We start from the raw sequence: 25,065 nt of genomic DNA, 5'->3' as shown, positions 1-25,065 counted from the left end.
TCAGGCTGAGATAGCCTGAGTCGCCTCAGAGGATTTTGGTTGCTGACGGCATGACTGCGCCGTTCACTTCATAAGCTCGCTGGATGTGTCCTGCCCTTAATAATTAGGCGCTATTCATTCTAGTTCTGGATGACGGGTTTTTTCGCGCATTTTGGTAGAAAGCGATTAAATTACGTAACAACTCAAAATAATCAGACACGATTTGTCATATTCTTTTGAGATCAGCGTTCTATTCTTTATAAGAAGCTCGTTATCGCATGTTATTTCCATTATTCAATGAGTCAGTTTGTGTATAAAGTGAGTTATATCTTTTCAGGGTATCAGGCGATGCTGCACTATGATGAAATCGAATCCGATCCGATAACAGCGTGAGGCTCTGTCTGACAGATGGAGACGATATTTTCTATTCAATTAAGGTTATTGGAATTATTCATACCGGAGCGCTTCGACGGGTTTAAGTGCGGCTGCTTTTTTGGCCGGATAAAAACCGAAGAATACGCCTACTATTGAAGCAAAAGCAAATGCCAGACTCACCATGCCGAACGTGACGACGATCAGCATATCGGCTACCTGGCTGACAATCCAGGCACCCCCAATACCGAGTAGGATGCCAATCAGCCCCCCCATGCTGCAAATCATGAGTGCTTCCAGTAGAAATTGAGTCAGGATATCGCGGCGGTTAGCGCCAATGGCCATACGGATGCCAATCTCGCGGGTACGCTCGGTTACCGATACCAGCATGATGTTCATGATGCCAATGCCACCGACCAGCAGCGAGATTGAAGCGATGGCTCCCAAGACGAGTGACATGATCCTGGCCGCACCCGTCGCGACTTCTGCAATCGCGGTTAGATTGCGTACTGTGAAATCATTTTCCATACCCGATGCAATACGATGCCGTTGACGAAGCAGCTGCGTAATTTCGGATTCAGCTTCGTCCATCACCGCTGCGGATTCTCCTTGTACCAGCATGTACCGTATGGATCCTGGAAACTGATTTCCGGTAATTTGCCGTTCACTGGTTGTCAGGGGTATAAATACGTTATCATCCTGATCGCGGCCGCTTAGGCTCTGTCCTTTGGCAGCGAGTACACCGATAACCAAAAAAGGGCGATTCGTGATGCGTATGGTTTTACCGATCGGATCTGTTTCGCCAAATAGTTTTTTTGCAGTGATTTCACCCAGAATGGCTACGCGGGCAGCAGCCCGTAAATCTGATTCTGAGAAAATAGTGCCTATTTCTATTTCCCAGTTCCCCACCTTAAAATAATCAGGCGTTGTTCCTGTAATAAGCGTGCTCCAGTTATTAGCGCCGAAATTGAGTTGGGCTGTGCCTGTTATGACCGGTCCTGTTGCTTCAATTGTAGGTAAATCTGCAATGGCTTGTGAGTCACTCATGGTCAGAGTTTTGACGCTACCGCTACCAAAACTTAAGCCACCTGAGGAAGTGGCACCTGGTAATACGATAAATAAATTACTTCCCATTGAAGCAATCGATTGGTTGATTTTGGATTGTGCACCCTGGCCAATGGACAGCATTAACACTACGGCCGCTACTCCAATGATCATACCGAGCATGGTTAATCCGGTGCGCATGCGGTTAAGGCGTAGCGCGCGTAGCGCTTCACCGATAATGGCAAGTAGGTTCATCGTATGTGTCGAGTAGTGATCGGATTAGTCAAAATAGGATTTGTGGAATGGCGTATCGGGATGGTTGCTTGTGATCGTTTCTGAGTGACATATCGGTTAGTCTGCGGGTAATCCGGGACGTTGATTATGGTCATAAATGACATGCCCATCCTTTAAACGGATTAGTCGATTGGCATAGGTTGCAATATCATCCTCATGTGTAACGAGTACGATTGTCATTCCCTGTTCACGGTTCAGTTGTTCAAATAACGTCATGATTTCGCGACTGGTCTGAGAGTCCAGATTGCCAGTCGGTTCATCCGCAAGAATTAATTGCGGCTGGTTGATCAGGGCGCGGCTAATTGCAACGCGCTGTTGCTGTCCACCGGAAAGTTGATTGGGATGGTGCTGGGCAAACTTTCCTAAACCCGTGCGGTGCAATAAATCCAGTGCCCGTTGACGGCTGATTGTCCGATTAATGCCCGCATAGAGCAAGGGGATTGCGACATTATCTAAGGCCGTCATACGTTTTAATAAATTAAATCCCTGAAACACGAAACCGATATTGCGATTGCGTATGCGTGCCAGTTCATCATTGGGAAGTGCGGCAATGTTACGCCCTGACAGCCAATAATCTCCACTGGTTGGCGTATCAAGACAGCCGAGTATATTCATTAAGGTTGATTTTCCGGAGCCGGAATGCCCCATGATGGCAACGAATTCTCCCGCCTTGATGTCGATATTGATATCAAATAATACCTGATTGCAGATAGTAGGCCCATGGGTATGATTGCCTAGCGTATAGCTTTTATTGAGCTGTGCTACTTTGATGAGTATTTCTGGGACGGTATCTGGGTGAACGGGTAGCATTAGAACATTCCAAATCTGAATTTACTTTCTGATCCTTTCTTGGCGAGAATCTCACGTATAATAACGCGGTCATCCGCCTGAATTGCTCCCCCGATAATTTCTGTAAAACTGCTATCTGTTATCCCTGTTGTAACCTTGACTGGAACAGGTTTGTCATTCTCCAAGCGATAAAGTACGGGTTTATCCGAATGTTCCATTGTATCGCCATTATCCTGTTCTTTAGGTTTGTAACGTAAGGCGGCATTCGGTACGCGCAGCACCCGATTTCTTTGATGGACGATAAATTGAATATTAGCCGTCATGCCGGGGAGTAATACGCCATCATCATTGCTGACCATCGCGACTACATTATAGGTTACGACATTTTCCTGGATGCTGGGGTTAAGGCGTACCTGCTTGACCAAGCCGGTAAATTGACGTTCTGGAAAGGCATCGACCGTAAAGTTGATGAGTTGGTCAATATGTAACTGACCGATATCCGCTTCAGCAACACTGATATTAATTTGCATTTGCCGTAAATCCTTGGCAATTTGGAATAATATAGGCGTCTGGAAATTAGCTGCAACCGTTTGTCCGATATCCACATCGCGTGCAATGACTACACCGGAAATGGGCGATTTGATAATGCTGTAATTGAGATTTGCGCGATCGCGTGCAACCTGTGCTTTGTTGGCTGCGATTTGTGCACGCGCTATATCCAGTTCCTGCTCAATGACATCCAGTGCATCAATGGAGATGAACCCCTTTTCCATAAGTATGCGATTACGCTTCAGTTTGCTTTGAGCCAGCTTTAATGTTGCCTGGGCGCTCAGAAGATTGGCCTCTGATTGATATAATTGTGCCCGAAGTAATGCCGGGTCGAGTTCCGCTAATACCTGGCCTGTTTTAACTTCATCATTGAAATCGACATATAATTTGGATACTGTTCCTGAGACTTGTGTGCCAACATTAACCAAGACTACCGGCGTCAAAGTGCCGTTAGCCGCAATTGTTTGTACAATATCACCTCGATCAATTTTGCCGGTTTTATATTGGTTTTGATCGGATCCTGTCTTGTCATAGCGATACCAGAAAACAGCGACAGCGGTTGATAGAATTAGAATGATGAAGAATCGTTTGCTGCTGAATATGGGCATTATGGGTGTCTAGTATGTACCGTATTAGGCTGAACAGTAATGAAAGTTTAATGTCAGCCGAGTGGAGGTAGTTTATGAATGATTATACAAAGAGTGGGCATTGAGCGATTATTCCTTTTCATCAGCAACTTTCGCCTGCAATTGTTTGAGGCGTGCTTCCACACTGGATAACTGATAAAAATTACGATTATTATGTTGTAATGCAATTTGTAATTGTTCAATAGCGTCAGTCAGCTGTCCTTGCCGAGCGTATACTTCTGCCTGTGCACGATGTTTTAGCATATCGTTTCCCAGTACAGCATAGCTTTGTGCTTGTAATCTGTAAAGGTGGATATCATCATGCGCAAATTGTAATTGTTTATTGATAAATTCAAGGGCTGTTTCGGTTTGCTGATTTTGAAGCAAGGCAGCAGCGTAGCCATGAATTAATGCACGATGTTGTGGATAGATATTGAGGGCGGTGCGATAAATATTGAGCGCTTCAGCAATATGGCCGGTTGCCAGTTTGACGCTGGCGGCCAATGTTTCAATCATGGCCCCGGCGAGTATATTTTTATGTTCTACCCGGATGGTCTTGCCAAGTGAATGATTTTTAAGTGTTGTGTTTACCGTGTTTGTCTGGAGAAGCTGATACAGTTGCTCTAATTCCCGGTTTGCCTGGCTTGTTTTCTTGTCGCGTAATAAGGCAACGATAAGGCCATAGCGCTCCACGGCTTCATTGGTATAACGTTTATCATGCAGGTGTGTTTTGAAGCGCAGAACCGCATCTTTGGGATTTCCTTGGAATGCGCGGAGTTTGGCGCGTATCAATTGAAAATCCGTACTATCAGGAACCTGACGATAAGTTAGTTCCCGGGTGCGATTTTGAATGTCTGCGATACGTTCGAAAGTCAGTGGGTGTGTGCGCAGGTAAGAGGGCGCCCCATTTTCATGAAAGCGTCCGGCTTTCTGTAATCGTTCAAAGAAGGCCGGCATTCCCTGCGGGTCAAATCCGGCATCCACTAGTATGTTGAGACCGATGCGATCTGCCTCTTTTTCGTGCTTGCGGGTAAAGTCTAGCTGTGACTGGATAGCGCTGGCTTGAGTGGTGGCCAGAACGGCATGTCCTGCTTGCGGATTTGAACGTGCTGCAATGATTGCAACAGCGAGTGCCGCGAGCGAAGTGAGCATGCTGTATTTTTGCCCAGAGATCATGCGTGCCAGGTGTTTTTGGGTAACGTGTGCAATTTCATGCGCCATGACACCTGCCAGTTCAGATTCGCTTTGTGCTGCAATAATCAGACCACTATTAAAGCCCATAAATCCGCCGGGTAAGGCGAATGCATTAATGGAAGGGTCTTGTAGCGCAAAAAATTCAAATGATTGATCGGGGTGAGCTGCACCCGAACCGGCTATCAGTTTATGGCCCAGGTTATTGAGATAGCTGGTTATTTCCGGGTCATCCAGATAACTGGGGTCAGTACGGATCTGGCGCATAATCTGCAGCCCGATCTGTCGCTCCTGCCGCGGTGAAATAGTCGCCTGTGATACATCACCCAGATCGGGTAACTCATGCGCAAAAATATTTGCTGGCAAGAGAAGCGGTAGCGCGATGATCAGATAGTATAATCTCATGACCATATGATAACGGTTTACAAGCCAAGTTCCAGTACATCGTGATTAAACAGGTATCTTGCTGCAGCAGTTCTTATTTGCCGTCGGTTAACCGATATATCGCGATGTGATGGGATATTGCCATGATTTACCAAAGTCACAGTGAGTAATGCGAATACCCAGCGGAGCCTGGCGACGTTTATATTCGTTCGCATGGATTAGATGAATGATATGCCGCACATCAGCTTCAGCATAGCCCATGGCTATAATTTCGCTCGCAGATAAATTTCTCTCGACATAGGCTTCGATAATGACGTCTAATACCTCATAGGGAGGTAAGCTGTCCTGATCGGTTTGATTGGGGCGCAGTTCAGCTGAGGGTGCGCGCTGAATAATCCGTTCTGGAATGACCGCTTTCGGTTGATTGCGGTACTGACACAGCTGATAAACCATTGTTTTGCTGATATCTTTTAACACCGCGAAGCCGCCTGCCATATCGCCATACAGTGTGCAGTAGCCGGTTGCCATTTCAGATTTGTTGCCAGTGGTGAGTACAAGAGAACCGGATTGATTTGAAAGTGCCATGAGTAGCGTGCCACGTATGCGTGCTTGTAGATTTTCCTGAGTAGTGTTGGTATTCATAGTGGTTGGCTGTATCTGGAATTTGGCCGAAAACGTATCCAGAAATAGATGAAATAGCGATTGAATATCGCATACATGATGCCGCACACCCAGTAGATCAGCGATCTTGTGCGCATCCTGTACGCTGATATCCGCCGTATATTGGGAAGGCATCATGACAGTCTGTACTTTATCCGCACCCAGTGCATCCACCGCAATGGCGAGTGTCAGTGCCGAGTCAATTCCACCTGAAAGCCCCACCAATACACCCGGGAATCTGTTTTTAACAATATAGTCCTTAACGCCAAGACATAGGGCCTGGTAAGTGCTGGCTATTGATGATTGTGCGGGCGCAAGCTTTTCCGTTGTGAATTGCCTGTTCTGAATATCGATCAGGCCAAGGGTTTCCACGAATTCACCCAGTTGATGTGTCAGTTCTCCTTTTTTATTCATCGCAAAAGAAGCGCCGTCGAAAACCAGCTCATCCTGCCCGCCGACCAAATTAGTGTGAATGACGGCGATCGTATTCTCATGAATATATTGACGTGTTACCTGATAGCGTGAGACTTGTTTGTCGATATGGTAGGATGACGCGCTGAGAACCAGTAATATATCGATGTCATGGTGCTTGGGATTGGTTTGGGTATTACCTTGCCAGAAATCAGCGCATATGTTGATACCAAACCGGATGCCTGCTAATTCAAATGTGTCAGAACAGCTTCCTGTATCAAAATAGTACTGCTCGTTAAAAAAAGGAGAGTGACTGAGCTTATTTTTATAGTGAGCTGCAATCACCTCACCATTACGTATTACCGAAGCTGCATTGAAAAGTTTATCTGCCTGATAACTTGGATGACCCAGTACGAGTGTAATATCCTGTATTTCATTCACCAATTTTGCCAGCGTATCCTCGCAGGCGCTGCAAAATGATTCGCGTAGTAGTAAATCTAGTGGTGGAAATCCGGATAATGCAAGTTCTGGCGTAATAATAAGATCTGCGCCCGCCTGTTTTGCTTGATGGACAGCCTCCAGGATTTTGGTTGAATTGCCGGCAAGATCACCAACTGTACAATTGATCTGAGCAATAGCAACTTTCATGATTTTGAGATAGAGTGAGTTGCTACGATTATCAGATTAAAATGGGAGTACGGCATCGGGCTTGGCCTGTAGAATATTCTGTCGGAAATCCTCTTGAATACGCTTTAGCGCGGCTTCATTATCGGCTTCAAAGCGCAATACAACGACCGGTGTCGTATTGGATGAGCGTGCCAGACCAAATCCATCATTGTATTCAACGCGTAGGCCATCAATGGTGATAATCTGTTCCGGCTGATTAAATTTTGCTGATGCTTGCAATTTTTCAATGAGTGCATAGTTCTCACCTTCTGCAAGTTTGATTTGTAATTCCGGTGTATTGAGCGCGTCAGGCAGACTATTCAGGGCGCTGCTGATATCTGTTTGATGGCTGAGCAATTCAAGCAGACGTGCTCCTGCGTATAGGCCATCATCAAACCCATACCAGCGTTCCTTAAAAAAGATGTGGCCACTCATTTCGCCGGCTAGCAATGCGCCGGTCTCCTTTAGCTTTCCTTTTATGAAGGAATGGCCCGTTTTCCACATGATGGGTTTGCCTCCATGTTGCTCAATCCATGGTGCCAGATTGCGTGTGCACTTCACATCAAAAATAACTTGGCTGCCTGCATTCCTGGATAATACATCGGCAGCAAATAACATTAACTGGCGATCAGGATAGATAATGTTGCCTTCCTTCGTCACAACCCCCAAACGGTCACCATCGCCATCAAAGGCGAGTCCGATTTCCGCATCGGTGGTCTTGAGTGTATGGATAATGTCGCTCAGATTATCCGGTACAGAAGGATCTGGATGATGATTGGGGAAGGTGCCGTCTACTTCGCAGAAAAGCTCGATGACTTCACATCCTAGACTGCGATAAAGAGCGGGGGCATAAGCACCTGCCACGCCATTACCACAATCGACAGCAATCTTGATTGGACGCGCTAATTTAATATCGCCACTGATGCGCTGGAGATAAGTATTTGCAATGCTGTACTGACTGTAATTGCCTGCTCCATAGACCAGATCGTCATTTTCCAGTCTCAAACGCAATGCCTGGATTGCATCGGCAGCCAACGTTTCCCCATTCAGGACTATTTTCAGTCCATTATATTCAGGCGGATTGTGACTGCCTGTAAGCATCACACCCGAATAATCACATAACTCCAGTGCAGCGAAATAAAGCATTGGCGTGGCAACCATGCCGACATCTACCACATTAACGCCGCTCTTCTGTATGCCTCGAGCCAGTGCGTGTATGAGTTCAGGTCCTGATAATCGGCCATCGCGTCCTATTGCAATGGCTGTAAGATTACGAGCACGTGCTGTTGAACCAATGGCATGACCGATTGCTTCGACGGTGTGACTGGTTAATGTATGGTTAACGATGCCACGAATATCGTAGGCTTTAAAAATCTCACGCGGAATATCATGCATGGCATATCTCATTAGATAATTGGAATGGGTTAACTGAACTAAAGCAGGCTGTGGTTTGTGAAATTATTATTTATTAATTTCATTTTCCAGTGAAATATAGGCCCGTCAAGAGATGAAAGTGCTTAATGATGCCCAGCGATAGCGCCACCCTTAAGTAGATAGCGTGTACCACAGTAAGGGCACAACGCTTCTCCGGTATTCTCGATAGGGAGAAAGACGCGTGGATGCGTATTCCATAATTGCATTGAGGGTGTTGGGCAATGCAAGGGTAAATCATCCGTTGTGATTTCAATTTGCCGCGCCTTATTATTCGTTGTTGAGTTCATAATAGTGTGTTCCAGTTAAGCTTAATCAAACAAAAGAAAGCCAATCCATATGATTCTGAGCCTTGCCTTTGACACAGTCAAAGAACATGGTTTGTAAGCGGGCCGTGATTGGACCTCGTTTGCCGCTGCCAATAGTGCGGTTGTCAAGTTCGCGAATAGGTGTAATTTCAGCGGCTGTGCCCGTAAAGAAAGCCTCATCGGCACAATAAATTTCATCCCGCGTGATTCGTTTTTCAATGAGCGGAATACCTATTTCCGCAGCCAGCTCTATGACGGATGCCCGTGTAATGCCTTCCAGGCAGGAGGTCAAATCGGGTGTGTAAAGTTTATTCTGTTTGATAATGAAAATATTTTCTCCCGATCCTTCTGCCACGTAGCCATCCACATCCAGTAGTAGTGCTTCATCATAGCCATTGTTTGCAACCTCTTGATGAGCGAGTATGGAATTTGCATAAGTGGAAACTGATTTAGCCCGGCACATATTCGTGTTGACATGGTGACGAGAAAATGAGGCGGTTTTAACACGAATACCTTCTTCTAGGCTATTAGTGCCCAGATAGGTTCCCCATGGCCAAGCGGCGATGGCAACGTGTACCGATAATGTCTTAGCAGAAAGTCCCATTGCTTCTGAGCCATAGAAGACGATCGGACGAATATAACCTGATTCCAGATTATTTTGTTTTACAACATCACATTGGGCCTGTATCAAAGTGGCCTTGTCAAAGGGTATTTTCATCATGAAAATATGTGCTGAATTAAACAAACGGTCGGTGTGTTCTTGTAGCCGGAAAATTGCTGGTCCTTGGGCAGTTTGGTAGGCGCGCAAGCCTTCAAATACACCTACGCCATAGTGCAGGGTGTGTGTAAGAACGTGTACATTGGCATCCCGCCAGGGAACCATTTTTCCATCGTACCAGATTACACCATCGCGGTTAGCCATTGACATTCAGAGACTCCTGAAAAAATTACTAAAACGCGTATTCTAACGTATTTCTAACGTATTTTTTATGCGGTGTTAAAAACTTAGAGACGTAAACTGCTCGGATAGCAGCAATCAGCAATCCATTAAAAGCTCCAACATACCTTACTTGGTCTGGAAAGAGCGCGGGCGATGCTGCGTAATAATTGTTATTACGTCATAATTTAAGCGAACGGTTACGTTTGTGGAAGCGAAAATAATCGATACTTAGATGCTTATATTGCTTTTAAAATATGAAGATGGATGAGCCTGCCGGGTAGGGTAAGGAGAGTCAGTCCGGCATCGAATCTGGTATCACCTTGATTAGTTTGTTAATCAGTCGGTATTCGTGAAAAAGGAAAAATCATGTCAGGAACTAAAGTTACTTTTAGGAATGCTCAAGGCGAATCATTATCCGGATTGCTTGAAGTGCCAACCGGTGTAGTGAAATCTTATGCATTATTTGCGCACTGCTTTACCTGTTCTAAAAATAATACGGCTGCGTCTCGTATTACGCGTGCACTGGCTTTAAAAGGAATAGCCGTGCTGCGTTTTGATTTTACGGGTCTGGGAAACAGTGAAGGGGATTTTTCCAATACCAATTTTTCATCCAATCTCCAGGATTTGATCTCCGCTGCAAAATTTCTGGCGGAGCAGTATGCAGCGCCTGCCATTTTAATTGGGCATAGTCTTGGTGGTGCTGCTGTGCTGGCAGTGGCTCAGCACGTATCAACAATTAATGCGGTTATAACTATTGGCGCACCTGCGACTGCTGCGCACATTAAACATTTTTTTGTCGATTCACATGATGAAATATTGCATAACCATACTGCCAAAGTTGAATTAGGCGGGCGCAGCTTCACTATCAGACGACAGCTAATAGATGATCTTGAGAACTATAATTCGCTGGACCATATCAAAACATTAAGAAAGGCATTGTTAATTTTTCATTCACCACGAGACGAAACAGTATCAATTAGTGAAGCTGCTCGTATTTTTGTTGCTGCAAAACATCCAAAAAGTTTTGTGTCGCTGGATCAAGCTGATCATTTGTTGTCACAACCCGAGGATGCCCAATATGTGGCTGATGTATTGGCGGCCTGGGCCAGTCGTTATCTGGCTATCAACACAATGCATGATCAACCCATGGAACGTGCTGCGCCGCTGGTTAAACCAGGACATGTCATCGTGCGTGAGTATGATAAGGTATTTACCCGTAAAATCTTCACCGAGCATCATCAATTTATTAGTGATGAGCCAGTTTCAATGGGTGGGGCCGATCTCGGTGTAAATCCTTATGAACTGCTACTTGCGGCGCTAGGCAGCTGCACTTCCATGACATTGCGGATGTATGCGAATCATAAAAAAATAGATTTACAAGCTATAGAAGTTGAGTTAATGCATCATCGCATTCATGCCGACGATTGTGAATCTTGCGAAAAGCAGGGCGGATGCATCGATAAGATTACCCGTATAATTAGACTGACGGGTAGTTTAGATGATAAACAGCGTGTCCGTTTACTTGAGATTGCTGATAAATGTCCGGTACATAAAACACTGGACAATCAGCTGCATATTGTAACGCAGGCGGATTATCTGTAAAAATGACTGACCAGCAGCATGTCAGAAAATTATTTGATTGAACTGTGATTGGTTATGAGATGAATACACACGATAGTACAGAGAAGTTTCGTATTGATAAGTGGCTTTTTGCCGCTCGTTTTTTTAAAACCCGTTCTTTGGCGGCAGATGCAATTGGACGAGGCAGGGTTTATTTGAACGAAGTACGCATTAAACCTGCTAAGTTAGTTGCAGTTGGAGACATGCTGAATATCCGTATTGGACATGATCACTACGAGATCGAAATATTGGCATTATCCAATAAACGCGGTTCAGCGTCTCTGGCGCAGCAGCTATATTGCGAGACGGAAGCAAGCCGTCAGCGGCGAGAAATCATGGCAGCTCAATTCAAAATGCAACCCGAATCGTTTTATTCTAAAGGCCGACCGACTAAGCGTGACAGACGAGAGATTGAATATTTCAAGACTAAAACATGATGGTGTTTTGTTCCATTGACTGATTCTAATCAATGCTGCTTCAGATGTGAAATAAAGTGAGATGAATATGAATAACAGTACTTTTGATCTGAATAAAGAAGCGCTTATCCAGCGTTCTCTTGATCAGATGGCAACCCATATGAAAAACACCCACTATACTTTAGCCCAGAAACTGGCGCTGACTTGCCGTATCTTATTTGATAATGGCCACGATTCCGGGCTCGCTGGGCAAATTACCGCTCGTGCTGAAGAACCCGGAACGTTCATGACTCAACAGCTCGGCATGGGATTTGATGAAATCAAAGCCAGCAATCTCTTGCTTGTCAACGAAGATCTGGAAGTGCTGCAGGGTGAGGGGATGGCTAATCCGGCTAATCGTTTTCACTCGTGGCTCTATCGGGCGAGACCGGATGTGCAGTGCATCATTCATACGCATGCAGTACATACAGCCGCGTTGAGTATGCTTGAAGTCCCGTTAGAGATTTCGCATATGGATAATTGTGTATTGTACGACGACATCGCGTTCTTGCCTAAGTGGCCGGGTGTGCCTGTTGGTAACGAAGAGGGTGAAATCATTTCTGCTGCGATTGGTAAGAAACGCGCCTTATTGCTGGCACATCACGGACTGCTGGTTGCCTGTGCCAGTATTGAGGAGGCCTGCTTATTATCGATTGCATTTGAGCGGGCAGCCCGAATGCATCTACTTGCAGCTGCCGTTGGTAAAATCAAACCAATTGACCCCGATCTGGGACGTGAAGCACACGATTGGATTCTTCAAGATCGGCGGAATACGGTTGGTTTTGCTTATTATGCCCGCCGCAGCTTGAGAACGAATGTGGACTGTTTGAAATAGATGCTTTGTGTTTTTTGGTTTTCTCTCATTTTTTGGTGATGAAAAATATGAAAACCTGGATATCCACGCATAATAAACGATTGCGTTGTGCCTGCATGAGCATAATTTATTTATTTCTAGCAGGTTTTGTTGTGCTTAATATGCTGGCTTATAAACATGCTTATGACATGCTGTTTTTCTCTGATCAGGGTGAGCCGACTCTGGGGCCAGAGAAGCTGTCTCTAGTTCAGAAAATGAGTGCACTATTCATGGGAGTTAATATCCCACGGCCTACCGCATCTTTTTCACCTACGGTAATCAACGACAGTTGTAAACAGGTGGCGATTCCAAATGGCGAAGCATCTTATTTAGGCGCCTGGCATTGTCAGCCGGATCAAAGTGATCGATTGGTGATCCTTTTTCATGGTTATGTCATGGATAAATCATCCTTGATAGAAGAAGCAAAAGTATTTCTACAGGCGGAATATTCAGTTCTTCTCGTTGATTTTAGAGGATCATGGGAATCGTCGGAGTCTTACACAACGATCGGCTACCGAGAAGCGGATGATGTGGCATCTGCTGTTAGTTATGCTGAGCAATATTATCGGCCTGATAAAATGATACTTTATGGCCGGTCAATGGGAGCGACAGCCATATTTCGAGCGATATACAGTTTCGATATTAAGGTTGATGCAATTATTGTTGAAGCTATTTTTGATAATCTGTTGAATACGATTAAAAATAGATTCACTATTATGGGTGTGCCCGCTTTTCCAGGCGCGCATTTGCTCGTATTCTGGGGAGGGCTGCTGGCTGGATTTGATGGGTTTAGCCATAACCCGGCTCATTATGCAGTAGCTGTTAATTGCCCCATTTTATTTTTTCATGGGGAACAGGATACGCGGGTAAAGCTGTTTGAAGCCCGCCAAGTCTATGATCTGGTTCCAAGTGCAAAGATTTTTAGTAGCTTCCCGGATACCGGGCATGAATCTCATCTGGCGCATTCTCCCGAGAAGTGGAAGAATGAAGTTATGAATTTTTTGAATAGCCATCTTTAATCAATCGCATCGTTAAATAGTTGAATCTGTTTCCTGAAACTTGTGCTCTCGATTCTATCGAACATCATTATCATTTGTGTCTGCTGGCTGTTTCAGATAGAATCCGGTTTTCCTAGGCGCGTAGCTCAGCTGGTTAGAGCACCACCTTGACATGGTGGGGGTCGTTGGTTCGAGTCCAATCGCGCCTACCAAATTTCTCAGGAAATTTGGAGTGTCTTTTAGATCGGCCTTGTTTTAAATAAGGATCTGATTCTGTCGATAAAAAAATACGTGTGTAATCTGTATAAATAGGAGCCTTGTCTGAAGCCTGGCATCTGTTTTTGGTACAAGAAACGGGTTCTACGCCTGCGAGTGAAAGCGATGCCTTTAGATGGCACCATCTTCTAAATAAAGACAATAACGCTGTTTGAGCGACTTATCGTCTAGACGTTGTTTAATCTACTAGAGGTCGGTTTGCTGATAGATACCCCCTTGGCAGGAGGAGGAATGATAGTCAGCAGACGTTATACAGAGCCTGGCAATGCAGGTCTATTGATGTATGTTATTTATTGAAAAATATTGGGGTATAATTTAGTAAAAGTACGGCCCACATAATCTATTTGTTTGTCAGTGTGTGCAGCATTCACACTGCATCGCACTAATGATTTACCTTCCGGTGCGGCAGGGGGTAATATCAGGTTAACGTAGATGTCGTGTTCCAGCAGGCCTTGCCAGAGTGTGAGTGCCTGCTCAGGATTGTCGAGGATAACAGCAATGACCGGCCCTGGCTCAGGACCAAGAGTATACCCAGCCCGAGTGAGTTGTGAATAGAGCTGTAATGAGTTCTGCCACAATTTTTCACGTAGGTTGTTTCCTTTCTGCAATAATCTCAATGCAGCTCGTGTCGATGCAATTGTAGCTGGCGAAGGGGAGGCTGTGAAGATATAGGGATGGCTAACATAACGTAACTGATCTAATTGTGGGTGATTGCTGACGCAGTATCCTCCGATACTAGACAGGCTTTTACTGAATGTGCCGGTAATGAAATCAACCTCTTTTACTAGCCCGGTTTTTTCTGCAAGACCCTGCCCTGTCTCGCCTAAAACACCCAGAGAGTGGGCTTCGTCAAGCAGTAATGTACAATTGTAGGCATTTTTTAATCTGACAATATCGACTAAAGGCGCTTGATCCCCCAACATGCTATAAATGCCTTCGGCAATAATCAACGTAGTATGCGTTCGTTCTCCCAGACGACGCAAACGTTTTTCCATGTCAGCCATATCATTGTGTTTAAACCGAATAATATCAGCGCCGCTTAAGATGCACCCATCATAGATACTGGCATGAGAATCACCATCAATCAATACCACGTCGCCAGGACCGACTATTCCAGAAATAGTGCCAAGATTTGCTTGATAACCTGTAGTAAAAACAATACTGGATCGACATTGATAAAAATCAGCAAATTCCTGTTCTAATGCACGGTGACCGTTGTAGTTCCCATTTGCCATGCGAGATCCGGTTGTGCCGGTCCCTTCACTGTCAATCGCCGCATGTGCTGCCTGTATACATTCAGGCGCAAAAGTCAGGCCGAGATAATTATTAGTGCCTAGAAGAAGTACCCGACGATCACCTATTCTTGCTTCTGTTGATGAATAAATTTCCTCTATAGGGATACCGAAAGCACCGAGGCCTGCTGGTAGAAGGGCTTTTCTAGCAGCAGCTGCTGCATCAAGTTTTTCGAGGAGATTCATTATGCCGTAGATTTGATTTTATATATAAGGTCTGCAAGATCACGAACAGTGTGAACGTCAGCAAGTACGTTTAGTGGTACAGAAATATCAAAATGATCTTCTATTTCCATGATTAAGTTTAAGAGTTTTATAGAATCAATGGCTAATTGATTAATGAGATTGGTTTCTGGCGTAATAATCGTATCAGAGGTCGTTAGATTTTTAAGCCGCTGGCAAAGCTGCAGCATGATCTCGTCGTAATTGGATTCTGCCATAGGTCAATGATTAATAGGTTATTTTAAGAGTCAGATTATTTGAGATAATGAGTCATGTAGGCGAACGCAAGGTCGCCAACCGGGCAGTGCCTGAGTCAGAGGCGTGATATCACATACCCAGTCTTTATGTTGTAATTCCTTTACCTTTCCTGGCGTTAACATAGGTGCATAATGGAAAAGCCGAGCGAGCCATAAATTTGAAACGGCAATTAATTTAATGAATGATATTGGTAAAGTGATGCAATGGACCGGTCGTCCCCATATTTCTTGCGCGATCGAAGTTAATATCTGGTAACTATATCCACCCGCTGTGCCATCATCAAGTTCAAAAACCCCTTTTACGGGTATTTTTGTAGCAAGCCAATGTTGAATTGCGGTAGCGAAATCGTCTACATGCAAAAGGCCAAAGCGATTAGTTGGCTTGCCAATCACAGGTAATATCCCGCGCCGCATCGCCTGAAAAAGTGGTTTAAGCTCTTTATCTCCAGGACCATAAACAGCAGTAGGGCGGAAAACCGCCCAGGCCATATCGCTGGGGCAATTCATAATAATCTGCTCGGCCATATACTTGCTTTTTGCATACCATGAAAGTTCCGGCTGTCTGGCTGCAAGAGATGAAACGAGCAGAAATCGCGGATTTAATTTCTGCTCCGTAATGGCGTGCAGGAGATGAGCTGTGCCCTGTGTATTGGTATGAACAAATTCATCAAAAACGCTTCCCCGTACTAATCCGGCACAGTGTATGACAGCATCAGCATTTCTCACCAGCTCTCGTAATGCTATGAAATTATCTAAATCTCCATGGATCCATTGTATTGAATCGCTATTTTCGCGAGGTAACCGAGTGAGTGCCCGGACTGTCCAATTGTCTTCAATAAGCTTATGTAAAATTACCTTACCAATGAAACCAGTAGCGCCCGTTATTGCTACTAATTTTGGCATATTTGATTATCTATCTCCAGATTCAACCAGGGACAATTGATCAATTAAATTTGTTCGCTGAATAAATCCCTGCCGCGCAGCAAAACGTGATAATTTCCCAGAAGAAGTGCGCGGTAGAGTGTGTGGCGGTACTAATTCAACCAAACAACTTACCCCGAATGCCATATATACGAGCTGTTGTAAACGGCTAGTGAGTGATTGTCGCTCTGTTACAGATGTTAATCGACATTCAATGACCAGCACAACTGTGGTTGTGTTATCAACACCATTTACGCCGAAGGCAGAAGCTTCGCGCGATCTTACTTCTGGTTGTTGTTCGGCTAATTCTTCAATATCCTGAGCACGAATATTGCGGCCATTTACAATAATGACATCCGTTCGACGCCCTGTTATATACAAGTCGCCATCAAATAGAAAGCCAATATCACCCGTATCCAGCCAGTTTCCAGGTTTGAGTGTTCGATGTGTTTCTTCAGGGTTGTTAAAATAACCGGTCATAACACTATCTCCGTGAACCAATACACTGCCAACCATCATGTCAGATAATTCTTGACCATCTTCATCGACAATTTTAACGGTGTGTCCAGGGAGTGGGCGACCGCAGTTCACAAATTCGTTATATTTCCTACCTTCAGCCTGCAGTCTGACTGCCATTTTCTTGTCTGTCAGTGTTTTGCTGTCTATTCGTATACTTTGTAAGCCGGTATTGATTTTGGAGAAAGTGACTGCAAGCGTTGATTCTGCAAGTCCGTAGCATGGCAGAAAGGCATGCTCATCAAAACCCGCCGATGAAAATTTATCGGAAAATTTTCTCAAAATATCGTGGCGGATCATTTCTGCGCCAACACCTGCTGCGCGCCAACTGCTGAGATCGAGCTCCTTTAGATCAGATTCGCGTACACGTAGTGTGCACAGTTTTAGACCAAAAGGCTGACTGAATGCGATGGTGCAGCGGTTACGACTGATTAATCTTAGCCATTGTAATGGACGAATCGCAAAATCACGTGTTGCCAGATAATCCACCGAGATTTGTGTCACCATCGGTGCAAGAACTAAACCAACTAGTCCCATATCATGATAAAAGGGCAACCATGATGCGCTACGATCGCCTGGTTGTATTTCCAGGCCACTTCGAACGATGCCTTGAAGATTGCACATCAAAGCACGCTCTGTGATGACTACTCCACGCGGTGTTCGAGTACTGCCCGATGTAAATTGTAAATAGGCTGTTTCATCTGGGTGATTCGACTGTAATTCTATCTCTGCGATCGGGAAATTTTCAAGTTTTCCAGGCGTACCAACCCATTGTAAACCGGTGATTCCTGCTGCTGCCTCTTCAAGGAAATTAATATAATCGACATTAGCGAGCGCAATGCTGGCCTGGCTGCCTTCAAGCATTCCTCGAAGCTGTTGAACATAAATTGCGTGACTGCCAAGATTGACTGGAACTGGCATCGCAAATGGGACTAGACCTGCATAGCGACATGCAAAAAATAACTCGACGAATTCGGGTGATGTATCTGCAATGATGGCAACTCGATCTCCCCGGGTTAAGCCCATACCGGATAAGCGTTGCGCCAATATGCGAGCGTTTTGTCTCAATGCATAATAGGCGAGAACCGAGCGTAAATTGCCTCTAGCATCATAAAAATTAAACCCCGTCTTTCCCTTTGCAGCATATTCCAAAGCGTCAGTTAGGGTATCAAAGTTTGCTAACCGCTGAGCTAATACATGGTATGTGGGCGTCGGTGTTATTTGCGATTCGCTTGAAGGTTGAAAATCAAACGCTTGCGTTAGCGGAGCGTTCAACTTGGTTATTGTCGAACTCAAGATCTTCCCCTCGAAGTAATGTTGCTTGTCATCTTGCTTTCTAAAAAAGCAAGGAATTCTGGTTGAGCGTGCCAATTCTGATTATTAATCCTTCTTAACTCATTTTTTGCTGGCTGGAAAATTTTCATTCAAACGCTGACCGCTGACGTTGCTTAATAAATATAAGTGTGTCATATTTGACTACTCCGCAGCTTATATAAGGTATATTTTCGTGTCAAGGCAATATTAAGCAAATGTTGTATCAAAACAACAGTCATGTCATGCCTATCTCGAATGTCTTTTAAATTTCGCCCGATAACAAGTTTGCCAGTATAGCTATCCCCGATTCCATTAAGAAACCAAGTGTTTTGCCCGGTTATTCCGAGGAACACAAAACAGTCGATAAAATGGGGTGTAATGAATATTAATTATTTATCTTTATGATGTAAAAGAAAAATGCTTATAAATGACATCTTGTAATGCAATAATTGGGTATATGGAAATTTTAGGTTTTGATTGTAATGGGTTTTATAGTGATTCCAGATTATTTGGTGACAGCTGAAAATTTTCGTAATTTGTTTTTGTGTCACACCGCGTTTATAGATGTGCGGGCAGAGGACGAGTTTGCCAAAGGCAGTTTTCCGTACGCCACAAATATCCCCATCCTTAATAATAGAGAACGTCATTTGGTTGGAACTTGCTATAAACAGCGGGGACAGCTGGCGGCGGTTAAATTAGGCCATGAATTGGTTTGTGGCAGGCTTAAAGCCGAACGTATTCGTAGTTGGTGTGAATTGGCTGCAGTGAATGCTGACATTCATTTGTACTGTTGGCGGGGAGGAATGCGATCAAATCTAGCTCGTCAATGGATGAGCGAGGCAGGTGTGGAAGTTCCGTTGATAGCAGGTGGGTATAAGGCATTGAGACGATCGCTGATTGGTGTGCTCGATGAAGTAGCGAGCAATGTCTCAATAATAAGAATAGGTGGTAAAACAGGGGTAGCTAAAACTCGGCTGATTAATCAGCTTGCCAATAGTGTTGATCTGGAGAAACACGCCAATCATCGTGGTTCTAGTTTTGGACGTATGATTGATCATCAGCCGACACAATCTAGCTTTGAGCATGCTTTGGCGATCGATTTGCTCCATACGATATTGGCAACGCCTCGTAAACAGGTCCTTTTTGTTGAAGATGAGAGTCAAAATATTGGTGCTGTAGGCATTCCTATGGCATTTTTTGATGCCATGAGACGTTCTCCTCTGGCACTAGTGGATATGTCTCTGGAATTCCGTGTGCAGCGGGTTTTGCAAGAATATGTGATTAACATGCTTGACAGCTTTGAGATGGCTTGTTCTGAACATGGTTTTGTGCGCTTTAGTAATTATCTCAGTGAGAGCTTGTTACGTATGCAAAAACGCCTGGGGCTAGAACGCTATAATTATGTTGCCACCTTGTTAGAGCATGCTATACGAACCCAATTGAGTTCGGGGAGTATTCTGGGTCATGAAGCCTGGATAACGGTGTTGCTCAATGAATACTATGACCCTATGTACGAATATCAAATTCATAAGAATAAGGAGTGGATTGTGTTTAGAGGCAATTATACGGAAGTACTCGACTGGGCCCGGCAAAAATGAAGGTTTGGGGTAGCAAGAAAATGTAATCAAAGGTGCGACTGGAAATACTTCAGGGATCAAGTCATTTATCCGTTGAGTGTGATTAAAGCATTTGAACCCTGTTCATCTATTGTCCCGATTTTGGCTGCGGTGTACCCGGCAATAGTGAGCGCATGAAGGCATTCATCCGCCGATTGAGCGGGTATGCCGACTAATAATCCGCCCGCGGTTTGCGGGTCGAACAGTAAAGGGTAGCTGGGGTGACGACCAATATAATGTTGACAGCCGCTAGATTGTTTATTGGCTGGATAAAGTGTGCTTTGAATACCTTGTGAACTACAGTATTGCGCGCCTTGCATGACTGGAATGGCATCCAGCGCTATGGTTGCATTACATTGAGATGCTGTGAGCATTTCTTGTAAATGCCCTAGCAAACCAAAACCGGTTACATCAGTGCAGCTGCGAGCTCCATATAGGCGTAAGATGGGTACGGCAGCGCGATTGCTTTGTAGCATGAATGTCAGCGCGTCATCAAGCCAACGTCCTTGGCAGCGAGCAGTCATATTTGCTGCTAATAACACACCACTACCTAGTGGCTTGGTAATAATCAGATTGTCGCCAGGAACGAGTCCTGTTTTAGTCAAAGCCTGGCCTGGTGTGAGTGTGCCATTGACAGTCAGGCCAAATGCCACTTCAGGTCCTTCGCCGCTGTGGCCGCCTATTAAAGTAGTGTTCTCTCCATTTAGGGTTGTTAGCGCCCCCTGCATTAAATGCAGCAGGGTTTCCTGCATAATTGGCCTGTCATTATAAGGGATAATGGCGGTAACTAATGCTGAATGCGGTTTGCCGCCCATCGCGTATATGTCCCCCAGGCTATGAATTGCAGCAATGCGACCAAATAAGTAAGCGTCATCAATAAAACTTCTAAAAAAATCAACGGATTGTATCCATTGCATCGCTGGCGGCGGATTGATGATGACCGCATCATCCCTCTGTCCACTGATGATATCCGGATTAGATGGAACGGTAAGCTGCGTTAACACATTTTGAAGAATATCGCGGCTCACCTTAGCCCCGCAGCCGCCACAGCGCATTGCTGTTTGGGCGCTACCATTGAAATCGTTTTTAACGGGCATGGGGGTAGGGTTAAAGCGCGCCATAAATGTCTGATCAATATGGTTTTTCCAGCGCCAAGCCCATTTTCCGCTCGCAAACAGAGGACCATGTGAAGCGATTGCATAACGATTGCCCGTCGTTAATAAACTCAGAAAGCGATGTTGTGGTTTAAAAGGCCGCAATGGCCGTCGCTGAAATGTCGCAATCAGGTTGTGAGCTAAAATAGGTCCCTGACGCACAGCATATACGCCTGCTTTGGGTAATGGAGTTGGCATAAATGCAGCGCTGTCACCAACGGCGAATATGTCTGGATGAGAGATGCTGCAAAGATACCTGTCAACTTGTATAAATCCCTTGCTATCGCATTTTAACCCACTTTTTGTGAGCCATGTTTGTGCTTCAGCATTGATTGCCCATGCAACAAAATCAGCATCGAGTGAAGTATGGTCATCCAGCAACAAGTGATTGGCAGTGGATGCGATTACCTTTTTTCCGGTAATAATGTTGATGTTCAATGTGCGGAAATGGTTGGTAAAAAATTTCTGTGCGCACTTATTATGTGATTGGAGTAAGTGTTTATCAGCACACACGAGGGTAAAGCGAGCATGGATAGGGGTCGTGTTACAGAGTTTATAATGCATGGCCAGTAATACTTCCACTCCAGCAGCGCCACCGCCCACCATGACGATATTATACTGCCGATTTGATGAGTAGGCTGATTGTATCCATTGATGCCAGCCATTGAGAAATTGCTTGACGGGTTTGACTGCATAACCATGCGCCAGCGTACCTCTAATGGTATTAAGTGCTGGTTGAGAGCCGATATTAATTGATAATAAATCGTAACGCAAAGAAGGATATTGGTGGCAGATTATACTTTTAGTCATGGGATCTAACCGTTTGACTGTACCACGAATAAACTGTACACCGGCCCATTGGCAGAGTTTGCGTAGATCTATATGGCAATCATCAAATAAGTAATGACCCGCAATTAAGCCTGGCAACATGCCTGAATAAGGGGTGTGAGTATCGTCGCTAATGAGCGTGATTCTGATTCCTGGCGGAGGAACCATACCCAATCGTTTGATAACAATAATATGGCTGTGGCCAGCACCAATCAAGCGTAAGTCCTTTTTATAAGGCGGACGACCATTCATTAATTTATATTTATTATGTTATTGTTAAAGGGGTAGTACAGTGATAATTTCTCTTATTATAAGTTAGTCTTTATTGTTAATTAAATAAAACTTTACAAGGGTTTCGATTTATCATTGGGTAATGTGCAGTCTGTTTTTAGATTTTAATGATCAATATCTTTGCTTGCATTCTTATGGAGGGTATCTATGAAACAAAATAAAATGAGTATCTTAATTACCGGTTCCACTTTTTTGTTAGCAGTAGGACTGTTATCAGGATGTGGCGATAAACCGGAAGAGGAAATTGCGGGGAATAAGAAGGTGGTGACTGAATTCGTTGAAAAGGGGGCAACAGCCATGGAACCTGTTGCTGGTATGGACGATATGGAACATATTGGAAGTATTGAGGATGATGGGTCAGTTATTACCGATATGTATGATATCGTTTCGGAGAAAACGGATGATATGCTTGATTTTCCTCCCGAGATTACTAGCCAATCTATTGATGCAATGATCGAGAATGCGGATAAAAGTATAGACTTTGGTGAAGGCTTGGAGGAAAAGGCGGAAATTGCAACATCGCCCGCGATGGATGTGATGCAAACTCAGCCATTAATGAATGATGGGGCTGAAGTTGTTGCTGCCACGCCTGAAATTATTCGTAATGTTCAGCAAGCGCTTGCTGATACTGGTTTTAATCCAGGACCGGCTGATGGTTTGAATGGTCCTAGAACACTGGCCGCAATAGTTAGCTTTCAAAAACAAAATAATCTTGTAGTTGGCCAGTTAACCAAGGAAACGTTGCGTGCATTGGGTGTGAATTTCTAGTGTGCTGTTCAGAGAATCTTGTTTGATATACTCAGAGGGTGCGCATGTGCCCTCTTTTAATCATTATTCTGCTTTAGCATGAAATAAAACGGTGATGCACGTCTGAATGGTGCCAGAGGTGTTTTCAAGCTAGAATAGGATGTATGCAGATTTAAATTTCTCTATAAGAACCACAAGGTAATTAGAGTTTGTTTAATCTTTTAATTTCGTGAGACCTTTGCAAAACCCCAATAGTTGAAAAATTAACCATTTATAATCAATAGTCTAAAACTTCTGGCGCGGGCTTTTGCAAAAATCTCTTCGTGTGTGCTGTAGATCGGAAAAAATCTAGAGTATGTGCGGGACGGTCTTAAATTCTATCCAGATATAAATTGAGTAGATTAATTTGTCATTTTTGTGGGATGAAAGAGTGGTCGCAGCGTACGATTTCTCCAGATTGATTATTCAGTGCGATTGCTGGATTTAAAAGTATTTGCTATAGAATTGGCCATGTTCTATAGTAAAAGCCTTCGATAGATAAAATGTTTGTGATCAGGGAATAGAGGTTGGAAGCATTGATGGTCGGCCATTATGGTCTGCTTCGCTCATTGATTTATGCCCCGCAGCGATGTCTTTCTATTCAATAAAATCTGTTTGTGTTAAATGAAGCTTGATATCCTGGTTAAGTTGGGTGATTGATCTCATGAGTCACCGGAACAATATTTTCATCCGATAGAAAAGAATAATTGAGAAGTATGGGGCAGTGGTTATATATTGGATTTGAAGTTTGAATAGCGTATGTTGGAATGGTGCGGTCGGATGTTGTTGGTATTTAAAATTGGGAAATAGTCGAGCGATCAATCATGATGTATGATCACTAACTGGTTTTTTTTGAAGCACTTTTGGAGGTTTTGCTCATGGGAGTTCCTTTACGTCAGCAAATAGCTGTGGGCAGCTATTTGATTAAACAAAAATTGAAAGGAGTTAAGAAGTATCCTTTGGTGTTGATGTTAGAACCTTTGTTTCGCTGTAACTTGGCGTGTGCGGGCTGTGGCAAAATTGCACATTCGGAGGAAAATCTCGATCGACGCCTTTCTTATGAAGAATGCATGCAGGCTGTTGACGAATGTGGCGCGCCAATGGTATCGATTCCGGGAGGAGAGCCGCTGATACATAAGGAGATGCCACAAATTGTTGCTGGCATTGTTGCACGTAAAAAATATGTTTATTTATGCACCAATGCGCTTTTATTGAAAAAGAAGATTAACGATTATACGCCATCACCTTATTTGACGATATCTGTTCATCTTGATGGCTTGAAAGAGCGACATGACGCTTCGGTTTGTCAGGATGGTGTTTTTGATCGGGCAGTTGAAGCGATAAAATTAGCCTTGAATAAAGGTTTTAGAGTCACAGTGAACTGTACTTTATTTCAGGGTGAAACGCCAGATGATGTGGCTGAGTTTCTGGATTATGCTATGGAGTTGGGCGTTGAGGGTGCAACTGTTGCACCTGGTTTTAGTTATGAGCACGCGCCTCAGCAGGATGTTTTTATTAAAAGCCAGGATACCAAGAATCTGTTCCGCGGTATTTTTAAAATTGGCAAAAAACGAAAGTGGAGATTAAATCATTCTGCACTGTATCTTGATTTTCTGGCAGGTAACCAAGATTATAAATGTACCCCATGGGGGAATCCAACCCGTAATATATTTGGCTGGCAAAAGCCTTGTTATCTATTATCAGATGAAGGTTATGTCAATAGCTTTCAAGAGCTTTTGGATGATACGCCCTGGGAAAAGTATGGCACTGCTAATAATCCGAAATGTGCGCAATGTATGGCTCACTGTGGCTATGAAGCAACTGCGGTCGAAGATACGCTACAACATCCATGGAAAGCACTGGTTGCCTCTATTAGAGGTCCAAGAACGACAGGCAAGATGGTGGCTGAACCCATTCCGAGATGGGCAGTGGGAAAAAAGAGTGGTGCAAAGAAGCTATCTGATATTCCTGTTACAGAAATTAAATAGGAACAATTGGATAAATTATTAATAGCGGCTATAT

Annotated in this window: 20 protein-coding genes and 1 tRNA gene; 8 read left to right on the top strand and 13 right to left on the bottom strand. The window is 44.2% G+C overall.

All coding sequences use genetic code 11. The annotated features are described in order from the left end of the window. Window positions 1–426 precede the first annotated feature (426 nt). The 8 genes from BUQ89_RS12040 to BUQ89_RS12005 form a co-directional block, all read right to left on the bottom strand. Entirely contained in the window at window positions 427–1,650 is a 1,224-nt protein-coding gene (locus BUQ89_RS12040) for an ABC transporter permease (RefSeq protein WP_028460797.1), read from the bottom strand. Between the two features lie 96 nt (window positions 1,651–1,746). Continuing rightward, on the bottom strand, window positions 1,747–2,499 hold the full coding sequence (locus tag BUQ89_RS12035; protein WP_028460798.1) for an ABC transporter ATP-binding protein: 753 nt from the start codon (window positions 2,497–2,499) through the stop codon (window positions 1,747–1,749). Then, window positions 2,499–3,635 carry an efflux RND transporter periplasmic adaptor subunit gene (locus tag BUQ89_RS12030; RefSeq protein ID WP_028460799.1) on the bottom strand — a complete coding sequence of 379 codons (1,137 nt, stop codon included), beginning with the start codon at window positions 3,633–3,635 and terminating at the stop codon, window positions 2,499–2,501. Before BUQ89_RS12030 ends, BUQ89_RS12035 begins: the two co-directional genes overlap by 1 nt. A gap of 108 nt (window positions 3,636–3,743) precedes the next feature. Beyond that, window positions 3,744–5,249 (bottom strand): M48 family metalloprotease, encoded by a 1,506-nt coding sequence (locus tag BUQ89_RS12025; protein WP_028460800.1) that lies wholly within the window; start codon window positions 5,247–5,249, stop codon window positions 3,744–3,746. An 87-nt stretch (window positions 5,250–5,336) separates the two neighbouring features. Further along, window positions 5,337–6,947, bottom strand: coding sequence for an NAD+ synthase (locus BUQ89_RS12020; protein ID WP_028460801.1), 1,611 nt, complete (start codon window positions 6,945–6,947; stop codon window positions 5,337–5,339). A 36-nt stretch (window positions 6,948–6,983) separates the two neighbouring features. Continuing rightward, window positions 6,984–8,360 carry a phosphomannomutase/phosphoglucomutase gene (locus BUQ89_RS12015; protein ID WP_028460802.1) on the bottom strand — a complete coding sequence of 459 codons (1,377 nt, stop codon included), beginning with the start codon at window positions 8,358–8,360 and terminating at the stop codon, window positions 6,984–6,986. A 122-nt stretch (window positions 8,361–8,482) separates the two neighbouring features. After that, the gene (locus BUQ89_RS12010) at window positions 8,483–8,686 is read right to left on the bottom strand and encodes a zinc-finger domain-containing protein (RefSeq protein ID WP_074202617.1); all 204 of its coding nucleotides are present in this window, start codon (window positions 8,684–8,686) and stop codon (window positions 8,483–8,485) included. 25 nt (window positions 8,687–8,711) lie between these two features. Beyond that, on the bottom strand, window positions 8,712–9,632 hold the full coding sequence (locus BUQ89_RS12005) for a branched-chain amino acid transaminase (RefSeq protein ID WP_028460803.1): 921 nt from the start codon (window positions 9,630–9,632) through the stop codon (window positions 8,712–8,714). 378 nt (window positions 9,633–10,010) lie between these two features. Here BUQ89_RS12005 and BUQ89_RS12000 point away from each other — a divergent pair, with 378 nt between their 5' ends. From BUQ89_RS12000 to BUQ89_RS11980, 5 genes are all read left to right on the top strand, one after another. Further along, window positions 10,011–11,246 carry a bifunctional alpha/beta hydrolase/OsmC family protein gene (locus BUQ89_RS12000; protein WP_028460804.1) on the top strand — a complete coding sequence of 412 codons (1,236 nt, stop codon included), beginning with the start codon at window positions 10,011–10,013 and terminating at the stop codon, window positions 11,244–11,246. Window positions 11,247–11,305: 59 nt separating this feature from the next. Continuing rightward, window positions 11,306–11,701, top strand: a complete 396-nt coding sequence (locus tag BUQ89_RS11995; RefSeq protein ID WP_028460805.1) for an RNA-binding S4 domain-containing protein — start codon at window positions 11,306–11,308, stop codon at window positions 11,699–11,701. 67 nt (window positions 11,702–11,768) lie between these two features. Further along, on the top strand, window positions 11,769–12,554 hold the full coding sequence (locus BUQ89_RS11990) for an aldolase (RefSeq protein ID WP_028460806.1): 786 nt from the start codon (window positions 11,769–11,771) through the stop codon (window positions 12,552–12,554). Between the two features lie 47 nt (window positions 12,555–12,601). After that, window positions 12,602–13,591 (top strand): alpha/beta hydrolase, encoded by a 990-nt coding sequence (locus tag BUQ89_RS11985; protein ID WP_051537498.1) that lies wholly within the window; start codon window positions 12,602–12,604, stop codon window positions 13,589–13,591. Between the two features lie 114 nt (window positions 13,592–13,705). Continuing rightward, window positions 13,706–13,782 (top strand) — tRNA-Val (locus BUQ89_RS11980). A 354-nt stretch (window positions 13,783–14,136) separates the two neighbouring features. Here BUQ89_RS11980 and spt read toward each other — a convergent pair. Genes spt through BUQ89_RS11960 form a run of 4 tightly spaced genes read right to left on the bottom strand, consistent with a single transcriptional unit; the run spans window position 14,137 to window position 18,350 of the window. Next, window positions 14,137–15,324, bottom strand: coding sequence for a serine palmitoyltransferase (spt, locus tag BUQ89_RS11975; protein ID WP_028460808.1), 1,188 nt, complete (start codon window positions 15,322–15,324; stop codon window positions 14,137–14,139). Further along, window positions 15,324–15,578 carry an acyl carrier protein gene (locus BUQ89_RS11970; protein WP_028460809.1) on the bottom strand — a complete coding sequence of 85 codons (255 nt, stop codon included), beginning with the start codon at window positions 15,576–15,578 and terminating at the stop codon, window positions 15,324–15,326. Before BUQ89_RS11970 ends, spt begins: the two co-directional genes overlap by 1 nt. A 30-nt stretch (window positions 15,579–15,608) precedes the next feature. Next, entirely contained in the window at window positions 15,609–16,520 is a 912-nt protein-coding gene (locus BUQ89_RS11965) for an NAD-dependent epimerase/dehydratase family protein (protein WP_028460810.1), read from the bottom strand. Between the two features lie 6 nt (window positions 16,521–16,526). Beyond that, window positions 16,527–18,350: a fatty acyl-AMP ligase gene (locus tag BUQ89_RS11960; RefSeq protein WP_028460811.1), complete on the bottom strand. Its 1,824-nt coding sequence runs from the start codon at window positions 18,348–18,350 to the stop codon at window positions 16,527–16,529. Window positions 18,351–18,850: 500 nt separating this feature from the next. Here BUQ89_RS11960 and mnmH point away from each other — a divergent pair, with 500 nt between their 5' ends. Continuing rightward, window positions 18,851–19,966: a tRNA 2-selenouridine(34) synthase MnmH gene (gene mnmH, locus BUQ89_RS11955; RefSeq protein WP_051537499.1), complete on the top strand. Its 1,116-nt coding sequence runs from the start codon at window positions 18,851–18,853 to the stop codon at window positions 19,964–19,966. Window positions 19,967–20,031: 65 nt separating this feature from the next. Here the strand turns inward: mnmH and selD are convergent, their stop codons facing one another. Then, window positions 20,032–22,218 (bottom strand): selenide, water dikinase SelD, encoded by a 2,187-nt coding sequence (gene selD, locus BUQ89_RS11950; protein ID WP_028460813.1) that lies wholly within the window; start codon window positions 22,216–22,218, stop codon window positions 20,032–20,034. Window positions 22,219–22,404: 186 nt separating this feature from the next. On the opposite strand from selD, the gene BUQ89_RS14020 reads away from it, so the two are divergent. Together BUQ89_RS14020 and hpnH are read left to right on the top strand one after the other, a co-directional pair. Further along, the gene (locus BUQ89_RS14020) at window positions 22,405–23,025 is read left to right on the top strand and encodes a peptidoglycan-binding domain-containing protein (protein WP_051537500.1); all 621 of its coding nucleotides are present in this window, start codon (window positions 22,405–22,407) and stop codon (window positions 23,023–23,025) included. A gap of 896 nt (window positions 23,026–23,921) precedes the next feature. Then, the gene (gene hpnH / locus BUQ89_RS11940) at window positions 23,922–25,031 is read left to right on the top strand and encodes an adenosyl-hopene transferase HpnH (protein ID WP_028460814.1); all 1,110 of its coding nucleotides are present in this window, start codon (window positions 23,922–23,924) and stop codon (window positions 25,029–25,031) included. Window positions 25,032–25,065 lie beyond the last annotated feature (34 nt).

It is taken from the genome of Nitrosomonas cryotolerans ATCC 49181 (assembly GCF_900143275.1).
In the GTDB taxonomy this organism is placed as follows: Bacteria; Pseudomonadota; Gammaproteobacteria; order Burkholderiales; family Nitrosomonadaceae; genus Nitrosomonas; species Nitrosomonas cryotolerans.
This window is presented reverse-complemented; position numbering and strand designations above follow the sequence as displayed.